At 72.6% G+C, this 9,453-nt stretch carries 15 protein-coding genes; 11 read left to right on the top strand and 4 right to left on the bottom strand.

All coding sequences use genetic code 11. The annotated features are described in order from the left end of the window. Positions 1-22 precede the first annotated feature (22 nt). The 4 genes from K329_RS0110455 to K329_RS0110440 all read right to left on the bottom strand — a co-directional run bounded on the left by K329_RS0110455 (position 23) and on the right by K329_RS0110440 (position 3,778). A complete protein-coding gene (locus tag K329_RS0110455; RefSeq protein WP_245596517.1) occupies positions 23-1,762 on the bottom strand; it encodes a Mur ligase family protein in 1,740 nt (579 codons plus the stop codon). Positions 1,763-1,813: 51 nt separating this feature from the next. Then, positions 1,814-2,584, bottom strand: coding sequence for an enoyl-ACP reductase FabI (gene fabI, locus K329_RS0110450; RefSeq protein WP_028472995.1), 771 nt, complete (start codon positions 2,582-2,584; stop codon positions 1,814-1,816). Positions 2,585-2,690: 106 nt separating this feature from the next. Then, positions 2,691-3,428 (bottom strand): 3-oxoacyl-ACP reductase FabG, encoded by a 738-nt coding sequence (gene fabG / locus K329_RS0110445; RefSeq protein ID WP_169721590.1) that lies wholly within the window; start codon positions 3,426-3,428, stop codon positions 2,691-2,693. A 20-nt stretch (positions 3,429-3,448) separates the two neighbouring features. Continuing rightward, positions 3,449-3,778, bottom strand: coding sequence for a helix-turn-helix domain-containing protein (locus K329_RS0110440; RefSeq protein ID WP_084541189.1), 330 nt, complete (start codon positions 3,776-3,778; stop codon positions 3,449-3,451). 110 nt (positions 3,779-3,888) lie between these two features. Between K329_RS0110440 and K329_RS0110435 the strand changes: the two genes are divergently transcribed. The 11 genes from K329_RS0110435 to K329_RS0110380 all read left to right on the top strand — a co-directional run bounded on the left by K329_RS0110435 (position 3,889) and on the right by K329_RS0110380 (position 9,451). Next, positions 3,889-4,086, top strand: a complete 198-nt coding sequence (locus K329_RS0110435; RefSeq protein ID WP_028472992.1) for a MerR family transcriptional regulator — start codon at positions 3,889-3,891, stop codon at positions 4,084-4,086. Positions 4,087-4,165: 79 nt separating this feature from the next. Further along, positions 4,166-4,852 carry a hypothetical protein gene (locus K329_RS0110430; protein WP_028472991.1) on the top strand — a complete coding sequence of 229 codons (687 nt, stop codon included), beginning with the start codon at positions 4,166-4,168 and terminating at the stop codon, positions 4,850-4,852. Continuing rightward, positions 4,849-5,259: a hypothetical protein gene (locus K329_RS0110425; RefSeq protein ID WP_157571674.1), complete on the top strand. Its 411-nt coding sequence runs from the start codon at positions 4,849-4,851 to the stop codon at positions 5,257-5,259. Before K329_RS0110430 ends, K329_RS0110425 begins: the two co-directional genes overlap by 4 nt. After that, positions 5,259-5,456, top strand: a complete 198-nt coding sequence (locus K329_RS0110420) for a hypothetical protein (RefSeq protein WP_028472989.1) — start codon at positions 5,259-5,261, stop codon at positions 5,454-5,456. Before K329_RS0110425 ends, K329_RS0110420 begins: the two co-directional genes overlap by 1 nt. A gap of 136 nt (positions 5,457-5,592) precedes the next feature. After that, positions 5,593-6,075, top strand: coding sequence for a hypothetical protein (locus tag K329_RS0110410; RefSeq protein WP_028472988.1), 483 nt, complete (start codon positions 5,593-5,595; stop codon positions 6,073-6,075). Positions 6,076-6,078: 3 nt separating this feature from the next. Continuing rightward, a complete protein-coding gene (locus K329_RS0110405; RefSeq protein WP_052336710.1) occupies positions 6,079-6,966 on the top strand; it encodes a PD-(D/E)XK nuclease-like domain-containing protein in 888 nt (295 codons plus the stop codon). After that, positions 6,963-8,078, top strand: coding sequence for a hypothetical protein (locus K329_RS26070; RefSeq protein ID WP_052336708.1), 1,116 nt, complete (start codon positions 6,963-6,965; stop codon positions 8,076-8,078). The genes K329_RS0110405 and K329_RS26070 overlap by 4 nt, the downstream gene beginning before the upstream one ends. After that, positions 8,075-8,599, top strand: coding sequence for a hypothetical protein (locus tag K329_RS0110395; RefSeq protein ID WP_028472986.1), 525 nt, complete (start codon positions 8,075-8,077; stop codon positions 8,597-8,599). The genes K329_RS26070 and K329_RS0110395 overlap by 4 nt, the downstream gene beginning before the upstream one ends. Next, positions 8,596-9,072, top strand: coding sequence for a hypothetical protein (locus K329_RS0110390; RefSeq protein ID WP_028472985.1), 477 nt, complete (start codon positions 8,596-8,598; stop codon positions 9,070-9,072). The genes K329_RS0110395 and K329_RS0110390 overlap by 4 nt, the downstream gene beginning before the upstream one ends. Then, positions 9,069-9,191: a hypothetical protein gene (locus K329_RS31910; RefSeq protein ID WP_281169801.1), complete on the top strand. Its 123-nt coding sequence runs from the start codon at positions 9,069-9,071 to the stop codon at positions 9,189-9,191. The genes K329_RS0110390 and K329_RS31910 overlap by 4 nt, the downstream gene beginning before the upstream one ends. Continuing rightward, positions 9,188-9,451, top strand: coding sequence for a hypothetical protein (locus tag K329_RS0110380; RefSeq protein ID WP_028472984.1), 264 nt, complete (start codon positions 9,188-9,190; stop codon positions 9,449-9,451). Before K329_RS31910 ends, K329_RS0110380 begins: the two co-directional genes overlap by 4 nt. The last annotated feature ends 2 nt before the right edge of the window (positions 9,452-9,453 follow it).

Genomic DNA, 9,453 nt, shown 5'->3' with positions numbered 1-9,453 from the left:
TCCCGCCTCCCCGGTACGGCGCTCAGCCCCGGGCCGCGAGCACCTTCGCCCGCAGCGTCCCGGCCGTGTCGGCGACGCCGCCCGCGCCCGCGATCCACTCGTAGACCTCCTCCCGCTCCGCGTGGCACATCAGCGCCACCACGTCGCCGGGCCGTGCCCGGGCCACCAGGGCCTCGAGCGCGCTGACCTCGGTCGGATAGACGGAGACATCCGTGACACCGACCTTCGCCGCTCCACCGAGCATGAGGTCCTCCAGCTCCTCGCGGGTCCGGCCGCGGAGGTACTTCTCCTTGTGGCCGATGACGAGCACGTCGGAGTCGCGGGCCGCCAGCTCGCCGAGCGTCTCGATCAGCTCGTCGGTGCGGTCGCCCACGACGCCGAGGCCGAGCAGCAGGCGGCCGCCGGGGCGCCGTACGCCCCGCATGATCTCCACGAGCGCCTCGAGGCCGGCCTCGTTGTGCGCCAGGTCGATCACGACGGTGACCTCGCCGACGCTGAACGTGTTCATCCGCCCCGGGTTGTGCTCGGCGTCCGGGAGGAACGTCCGCAGGCCCTCGACGACCTGCTCGCGGGCCAGGCCGACGCCCAGGGCGGCCGAGGCGGCCGCCAGCGTGTTCTCGACGTTGTAGCGCGACAGCCCGGCCAGCGTCATCGGCACGTCGACGAGCTCGACCAGCGGGTCGGGGTCGGCCCCGGCGCTCAGGACGCTGACCCAGCCGTCGAGGACCGTGGTGGCCCGGCCGCCGTCGTCGATCACCTGGCGCACGGCGGGCGAGTCGGCGTCGCGGGAGAACACCCAGGTGCGGGACTTCACGGTGTGCCGCATCGCGAGCACGCGCGGGTCGTCGCCGTTCAGCACGGCCCAGCCCGACCGGCGGGTGATGCGGGGCACGACGCCCTTCACCTCGGCGAGCTGGTCGAGCGTGTCGATGCCGTGGAGGCCGAGGTGGTCGGCGGTGACGTTCGTGACCACCGAGACGTCGTTGCGGGTGAGGCCGATGCCCTTGAGCAGGATGCCACCGCGGGCCGTCTCCGTGACGGCGAGCTGCACGACGTCGTGCTCGAGCACCCGACCGGCGCCACTGGGCCCGGAGTAGTCCCCCGCCTCCACCAGGCGGCCGTCGACGTAGATGCCGTCCGTGCTGGACCAGCCCACGTGGAGGCCGGCGGTGCGGGCGATGTGGGCGACCATCCGGGAGGTGGTCGTCTTGCCGTTGGTGCCGGTCACGGCCACGACCGGGACGCGCGGCGTGAGGGTCGTCGGGGTCGCCCCCGGCTCCGAGTGCCGGACCCGCTCGGCGGCGGCCGTCACGGCCTCCTCGAGCTCGGCACGACCGCTGCCCTCGGGTACGGCGTCCAGCACGTCCGCGACCGCCTCCCCCAGGGCGCGGGCACGCCCGCGGTGCTTCCAGGGGTAGGCGACGACGAGCACGTGCGGGTCGCGGGTGGTGCGCACCCGCACGGCGAGCCGCTTCGTCCCGGCGTCGCCCGCCACCGACCGCACCAGGGTCGCGAGGGCCCGGGCGACGAAGCGCTGGCGGAACTCGGTGCCGGGCTCGCCGGGCCGGGCGGTGCCCAGGCCGATGCTCGTCGCCAGCCGGCGGGCACGCTCCGCACTGACCGCCGACAGCGGCGCCACGTCGAGCGTCAGCTTGATCGCGGCGCGCGGGAAGTAGAGGTTCGGCCCCTCCAGCACCCGCAGCTCGAGGAGGGCCGGGGTGGCGGCAGGGTCGGCGGCGTCGGTCCCGAGGTCGGAGGTCACGGCGGGCAACGCTACCCGCCGGTTCGACCGGTGGCGGGATCGAGGTGGGGCTCAGGCACCCATCGCGTGGAAGCCGCCGTCGACGTGCACGATCTCGCCCGTCGTGGCGGGGAAGAAGTCCGACAGCAGGGCGCAGACGGCCTTCGCGGTGGGCTCCTGGTCGGTGTTGTCCCAGCCGAGCGGCGCGCGGGCCTCCCAGGTCTCCTCGAGCTTCTCGAAGCCCGGGATCGCCTTCGCGGCGAGGGTCTTCAGCGGGCCCGCGGAGACGAGGTTGACGCGGATGCCGTCGGGGCCGAGGTCGCGGGCCAGGTAGCGCGAGCAGGACTCCAGCCCCGCCTTCGCCACGCCCATCCAGTCGTAGGCCGGCCAGGCGACGGTCGCGTCGAAGGTGAGACCGACGACCGAGGAGCCCGACGAGAGCAGCGGACGCGTGGCGGTGGCCAGCGACTTCAGCGAGTACGCCGAGACCTGCACCGCCTGCGCGACGTCCTCCCACGGTCCGTCGAGGAACTTGCCGCCCAGCAGGGTCTCGGGGTTGCCGTACGCGATGGAGTGGACGACGCCGTCGAGACCGTCGACGTGCTCGCGCACCTGGGCCTCGAGACCCGCCAGGTGCTCCGGATCGGTGACGTCGAGCTCCAGCACGGGCGGCTCGACGGGCAGGCGCTTGGCGATCCGGCGCGTGATGCCCAGGGCCCGGCCGAAGTTCGAGATGAGCACCGTGGCGCCCTGCTCCTGGGCGACCTTCGCGGTCGCGAAGCCGATGGACGAGTCCATCGTGACGCCGGCGACCAGGATCCGCTTGCCCTCGAGAATGCCCATCTGCTGCTGCCCTCTTCCGTCGTGTACGTCGGGTACGTCAGGCACGCCGTCTGCGTCGTGCCGGTGGTGCGGGTGCCGGTGCCGTGCTGCGGGTGGTCCGCGAGCGTCAGTGGCCCATGCCGAGGCCGCCGTCGACCGGGATCACGGCGCCGGTGACGTAGGCCGCGCCGTCGCCGGCGAGCCACGTGACCGCCTGGGCGACCTCGTCGGGGCGGGCGTAGCGCTGGAGGGGCACGCTGGCCTTGATGGTGTCGCGCTGGGCGTCCGTGAGCACCTCGGTCATGTCGGTCTCGACGAACCCGGGGGCGACGACGTTGGCGGTGATGCCCCGGCTGCCGACCTCGCGGGCCACCGAGCGGGCGAGCCCGACGAGGCCGGACTTCGACGCGGCGTAGTTGACCTGGCCCGGCGAACCGAGCAGGCCGACGACCGACGAGATCAGGATGACGCGGCCGCGACGCTGGCGGAGCATGCCCTTCACGGCGCGCTTCGTGAGCCGGAAGGCGCTCGTGAGGTTGGTGTCGATCACCGACGACCAGTCGTCCTCGCTCATGCGCAGGAGCAGGGTGTCCTTGGTGATGCCGGCGTTGGCCACGAGCACCTCGACCGGCCCGTGGGCGGCCTCGACCGTCGCGAACGCGGCCTCGACCTGCGCGGCGTCGGTGATGTCGCACCGGACGTCGAGCGCGCCGTCGGGGGCGCCACCGTTGCGGGTGGTCACGGCGACGCGGTCACCCTGGGCGAGGAAGGCCTCGGCGATCGCCCGGCCGATGCCCCGGTTGCCCCCGGTCACCAGCACGGAACGACCCGCGGGGGCCTGGTCGGTCTGCACGTCCTGCTCCACGTCGCTCACGTGCCGAGACGCTAGCGATTACTTCCGCGTACTGCGAAACCGCCCGTTCCCTCAGTGCCGCCGTCCGGGCCCGGGCCGTCGGGCTGCTGGGCGCCGGTCTCGACGCCGAGCATCCACGTCGCGGCCACGCCGAACGCGAGCTCGATGCGCTTCGCGACGGTGACGAACTCGTTCATCGGGGGCTGGTTGCGGCCGGCCTCCCACGCGGAGTAGCGCTGGGCGCCGACGTTGAGGCGGGCAGCGAAGTCGCTCTGCGTGAGGCCGGTGTCGCGGCGCACGCGTCGGAGGCGGTCGGCTGTCGTCCACTCGGGGAAGTAGCGATCGACGGGCTGCGTAGTCATGGAGGCAGTCTAGACAGAACCTCCCCAAACCTGTCAATACCTACGCAATATCGGCGGAACTACGTGCGCAGGGTTGACCAACTATCGGTAGGTATGCGTACGGTTCCGCCATGACCAGTACGGATACCTACGACAGCCAGGCCGACGAGCTGCTGTCCATCGGAGACACCGCGCGCCAGCTCGGCGTCTCCGTCGCCACGATCCGGCGCTGGGAATCCGACGGCAAGATCTCCGGCTCCCGCACGGCCGGCGGCCAGCGCCGCTTCCCGCGCTCCGAGATCAGCCGTCTCCGGATGCCCCCCGCCTGACCCCCCTCAGAAACAGCAGACCCCCCGCGCTTCCAGGCCTCGGGGGGTCTACCAACCAACTTCGAACCAGAGGATAGCCATGTCCGAACCCACTGAGAAGACGCCGGCCGAGGCGTCCGATTTCGCTCCCGAGCAGCAGCGTCGTCGTGCTGCTCTGACCGCTGCCCGCACCGCCCTGACCGCGTCGGGTGGGATCTTCTCGTCGAAGATCGAGGGCAACCCGCTCGAGCAGGTCGACGCGCTGACCGCGCTGGCCGACTGGCTCCTCGACGGCACGCCCTCGGCGCCCGTCGACGGCCGCGTGACGTACGACGACCCCGACGACGACCTCGCCCCGGAGGTGTGGGTCGGGAAGACCGTCGCCGGCGACCGCTGGCTCGTCCAGGTCGACACCCACGAGCACACCGGCATGACGAAGGTCGTGCTGAACGACTGCCCCGTCCCGCTTTACGACGGCGACCCCGAAGGCCTCGCGGGCGAGTCGGCTCCGCAGCCGCGCGAGTTCGTGCAGAGCGACCAGTCGCTCGCGCTGCGCCAGGTCGCGCACCTCATCGACAAGGGCCTCGGGATCATCTCGGTCACCGCGTACGGGCCGCCGTCGGTGCAGATCCGCGAGGGTGACGTGCCGGCGTGGGTGGCCGAGCTCGGCCTGTCGGCGCCCTCGTGGGGCGCCTACTCCGACCTGCACGACGCGGCGCACTGGCCGGCGGACGACGAGCGCGCGTTCGCGGTGCTGTCGGTGCGCGAGAAGCGGGTCGGCGCGTGATGGCGACCGAGGCGCCGACCCCGGTGGAGTCGGGCCCGGACCTTCTGCGCCGCGCCGCCGAGCGCATGCGCGAGCGCGCCACCGCGGCTTCCCCGGGGCCGTGGGAGACCTACATGACGATCCACGCCGAGGCGTGGGTGTGCGAGGTCGACCGCGGTGGATTCGGCGCCGTCGCGCTCCCCGCCACCGGCCGGCCCGACTACGGCAAGGCCAACTCCGAGCACGTCGCGTCGTGGCACCCGCCCGTCGCGCTCGCCGTCGCCGACCTGCTCGAGCGCGATGCCGAGGGCTGGGAGCAGCTCGCCGAGGTCCTGCCCCCCGCGACCACCGAGGGCGAGGAAGCGTTCATCGAGGCCTTCGCGGGCTCGCTCGCCGTCGCCCGCGTCTACCTCGGCGAGGTGTCGTGATGGGCGCCGGCTACCCGTACGACGACATGGGCGAGCGGTCGTACTCCGTCCGCGAGCTCGACGACCTCGGCGACCGCAGGGCGGACGAGGCCGAGCGTCGCCGCGACACCGCGAACGACGACGCCGCCGACCGTGACGCGATCCGCGCCGCGCGCCGGCGCGACGTCGGTGTCGACCCCGGGGCGGGCTCGTGGTGACCGGGCTGTCCGGCGTCGAGCTGCTCTGGTGCGTCGTCCTCGTCGCCTTCCCCGTGCTGACCGCCCTGTGCGTGGCCGCACTCATCGCTGACGTCCGGGCTGACCGGGCGGACCGAGACCGAGAGGAGCAGGGCCGATGACGGACCTTGACCACAACCTCGCCGCCGAGCGCTCGATCGAGTTCCTCGCGCTGCTCGCGGGCGACGACCGCCAAGAGCTGGACGCCTCGTGGCGCCGGCTCACCGCCCTGATGACGACGCCGACCGAGATGCACGTCGTGCTGTACGGCCTCATCCACGTCGCCGGCGGCATGCTCGACGCGATCGACGACACCCCCCGCGCACTGCGCGGCCTCGTCATCGAGAGCCCCCTCGGTCCCGTCCCGGTCGAGCAGGCCCCGCCCGAGGTCGCGTGGTTCGGCCGGTACGTCATCGCCTGCATGAACGGCGACGGCGAGACCGCCGTCGCTCTCTGGTTCTCCCAGGCGCCCGAGACGCAGACCGAGGAAGTCGCGATGCGCCAGTTCGACGCGCTCATGTCGTGGCTGCGCGGCATCGTCCGAGCGTTCCTCGCGTCCGGGCAGCGTCTCCGCTCCGACTTCACGAAGCGGGTGATCTGACCCGTGAGCACTCGACAGACCGCCGACGAGGTCCTCGTCATCACCACCGCCGGGATCTACGACGGCATGAGCGACGACACGTACCACTCCGACCCCGTCCCCGGCGGGTCACTCTCCTCGACCGGGGTGCGGCTCCTCACCCCGCCGTCGACACCCGCGCACTACCGGTGGGCGATCGACAACCCGAAGACGAGCGCGACGTTCGAGCACGGCCACGCCGCGCACGCCCTCGTCCTCGGCACCGGCCCCGAGCTCGTCCGCATCGACGCCGACGAGTGGCGCACGAACGCGATCAAGGACGAGGTCGCCGCGGTCCGCGAGCGGGGCGCCGTGCCGCTCAAGCCGGCGGCGTACGACGCGATCCACGCCATGGCCGACAGGATCCGCGAGCACCCCGACGCCGCGCAGCTGCTCACCGCCGACGGCGGGCTCTCCGAGCAGTCCGCGTTCTGGCGCGACCCCGGCACCGGCGTGTGGTGCCGGGCCCGGTACGACCGGCTCCCGCCGAAGGTCACCGAGCCCGGCCGGCGGCTCGTGCTGGCCGACTACAAGACCACGGTCGACGCGTCGACCGAGGCGTTCGTGAAGTCGGCCGCGTCGTACGGCTACCACCAGCAGCAGGAGTGGTACCGCGCCGGGCTCATCGCGTGCGGCTACGACCCGGACCCCGTCTTCCTGTTCGTCGCGCAGGAGAAGACGGCGCCGTACCTCGTGAACGTCATCCAGCTCGACCACGAGGCCGGCGTGCTCGCGCGCCGGCAGAACGCCCGGGCGCTCGGCATGTTCCGCGACTGCCAGCGGTCCGAAACCTGGCCGGGCCACCCCACCTCGATCGACCCGGCGCCCCTGCCGGGCTACTTCGTCACCAAGGCTGAGGAGTACCTCGCATGAGCACGCTCGACCACCTGGCACAGTCCACCGGCGCGACGTCGCAGGCGACCGCGATCGAGCAGGCCCGCGCGGTCGCCGAGGTCGCCGCGTCGATCGAGGCGGCGCTGCGCTACCCGCGGGACCTCGACCGCGCGTTCGCCCGGATGGAACGGGTGTGCGCGTCGTACGACCTGGCGCAGCGCGCGTTCTACGCCGTCACCAACCGCGGATCGGGCCCGTCGGTGCACCTCGCCCGGGCGCTGGCCGCCTGCTACGGCAACACCGACCACGGCATCGTCGAGCTCCGCCGCGACGACGACGCCCACGTGTCCGAGGTCCAGGCCTTCGCGTGGGACAAGGAGCACAACGTGCGGTCGACGCGGTCGTTCATCGTGCCGCACGCCCGGATGGCTCGAGGTAGCCGGCAGACCCTCACGGACCTGACCGACATCGTGAACAACAACAACAACGCCGGCGCCCGCGCGGTGCGGGAGACGATCTTCACCGTCCTGCCGCCCGACTACGTCGAGAAGGCGAAGCGGCTGTGCCGGGCCACGCTCGAGCGGGGCGACGGGACCTCCCTCGAGGACCGCATCCGGCAGATGGTCGCCGCGTTCGCTCGCGGCGACGTTACCGAGCAGATGCTCGAGCAGCGCGCCGGACGAGAGCGCTCGAGGTGGGACGCGCAGGACGTCGCCGAGCTCGGCGTGCTGTTCGAGTCGCTGCGCTCCGGTGACATCACGAAGGCGCAGGCCTTCCCCCAGACGGCGGCCGGGCTCGACGAGTCCCAGCTGCCGGGCCGCGAGGTGGAGGGGCCGACCGATGACGGCTCCACGGCAGCCAGCCGTGGTGACCGGGAACGACCCGAGGTCGCCCCCTCCACCGACACCCCGGCCCCGGCCACCGGTGCGCAGCGCCGCATGGTCACGACCCTGCTCGGCGAGCTCGGCGTCAAGAAGACCGACACCGAGGAGACGCTGCTCATCGTCTCGAAGCTCGCCGACCGCGGCCTGACCGCGCTCGAGGACCTCACGGGCAACGAGGCCGAGCACGTGCTCGACCAGCTGCGGCAGTGCGACGACCGGGCGGCGCTCGACCTGGTGCTCGACGACATCGACCGGGCCACGGCATGAGCGGCGTCGAGCACTACGCCGAAGCCGAGCGCCTGCTCGATCTGGTCGAGCAGTGCGACTGGCAGGAGGAGTCGGAGCGCGAGCGGTTCTTCCTCACGACCGCGCTGTCTGCGGCGCAGGCACACGCCACCTTGGCCGCCGTGCCCGAGCCCGCCGAGGCGCCGCGAGTCGTCAAGGTCGAGCCGGACGACGAACTCGGAGGATGCGCCCGATGCCCACGTCGGTGGGGCGCCGGATGGATCGACCTCTGGGTGCCTGACGAGGTGTGGCAGCGGATCGCGCCTGTTCCGAACGGTCAGGTCGACGGCAGTGGACACCTCTGCGCGAACTGCATCGTCGGGGCCCTCGCTGCACTCGGGCTGACTGACGTCCCGTTCGAGGTGTACGCGGCGCCGTTGCGACAGCCCGCTCATGAGTCCGGCATCCAGGCCGCCCTCTACCCAACCGCCCACTGCGGCTTCGACATGGGCGAGGGCGACCGCTGCCTGCTGCCCGTTAACCACGAAGGACAGCACTCATGACCGACCACCCCATCGTCGAGGACGATCCGATCCAGCCGTACTGGATCAGCAGCGGTCGCGCTTGTAACGACCGCAAGCCCGAAGCAGGACCCGCGCACGGCTACCGCTGCACGCGATCAGACGGCCACACCGGCAACCACGTCGCGCACGACATGGACGGCTCGCTCATCACGACGTGGGGGCGGTGCGCGATGAGCGCTGACCAGAGACTCCCCACCGCTGCCGAGGAGGAGGCCCGCGCCACGAAGTCCTCCGGTGACGTCGTCGACCTGCTCACGGCGCTGCAGCGCTCGGTGCAGGCCGCGAAGGACGCCCGCCGCGAGGACGGCACCGACCCGACGCGGATCACGTGTCCGTCGTGTGGGGCGTCGACCACGGTCACGAAGGGCGGCCGGGTCCGCACCCACCGCCGCGAGGCCGAGGCAGTCCAGTGCGACGCGTCCCGCACCCCCTGGACCGGAGACGACCAGTGAGCGCCGAGTACGTGCGGCGCACGTACGGCGTGCCGTACAAGGGCGAGAAGCACACCGAGCGCTGCCACCCGAAGTGGCGGGTCGAGCCCGTCAAGGCCAAGTCGGGAGCCGTCCAGTGACCCGGCCGCCGCGCATGTGCCCGGGCCCGTCCTGCGGGGCCCCCATCACCGGCGACACCGTCCTCTGCCCGCCCTGCTTCGCGACCGTCCCCGCCGGCCTCCGGGGCGCCGTGAACCGCGCCCACGCCGCCGCCCAGCGGGCCCGCGGGAAGCCGTGGTACCGCGCGGCGCTCCGCACCTGGCACGACGCCCGAGACCGGGCCATCGCGTCCATCCAGCCCCCCAAGCCCCCCAGCACCACCAACCAGAAGGAGCAGTAACC

It is taken from the genome of Nocardioides alkalitolerans DSM 16699, assembly GCF_000426525.1.
GTDB classification, from domain to species: domain Bacteria; phylum Actinomycetota; class Actinomycetes; order Propionibacteriales; family Nocardioidaceae; genus Nocardioides; species Nocardioides alkalitolerans.
The sequence above is the reverse complement of the archived record's forward strand: the minus strand, read 5'-3'. Positions and strand labels throughout refer to the sequence as shown.

Bases quoted from the DNA above. Each gene is read 5' to 3' on its own strand.
- fabI (WP_028472995.1), bottom strand. From the start codon at position 2,584: ATGGGCATTCTCGAGGGCAAGCGGATCCTGGTCGCCGGCGTCACGATG.
- K329_RS0110440 (WP_084541189.1), bottom strand. From the start codon at position 3,778: ATGACTACGCAGCCCGTCGATCGCTACTTCCCCGAGTGGACGACAGCC.
- K329_RS0110435 (WP_028472992.1), top strand. From the start codon at position 3,889: ATGACCAGTACGGATACCTACGACAGCCAGGCCGACGAGCTGCTGTCC.
- K329_RS0110430 (WP_028472991.1), top strand. From the start codon at position 4,166: ATGTCCGAACCCACTGAGAAGACGCCGGCCGAGGCGTCCGATTTCGCT.
- K329_RS0110420 (WP_028472989.1), top strand. From the start codon at position 5,259: ATGGGCGCCGGCTACCCGTACGACGACATGGGCGAGCGGTCGTACTCC.
- K329_RS0110410 (WP_028472988.1), top strand. From the start codon at position 5,593: ATGACGGACCTTGACCACAACCTCGCCGCCGAGCGCTCGATCGAGTTC.
- K329_RS26070 (WP_052336708.1), top strand. From the start codon at position 6,963: ATGAGCACGCTCGACCACCTGGCACAGTCCACCGGCGCGACGTCGCAG.
- K329_RS0110395 (WP_028472986.1), top strand. From the start codon at position 8,075: ATGAGCGGCGTCGAGCACTACGCCGAAGCCGAGCGCCTGCTCGATCTG.
- K329_RS0110390 (WP_028472985.1), top strand. From the start codon at position 8,596: ATGACCGACCACCCCATCGTCGAGGACGATCCGATCCAGCCGTACTGG.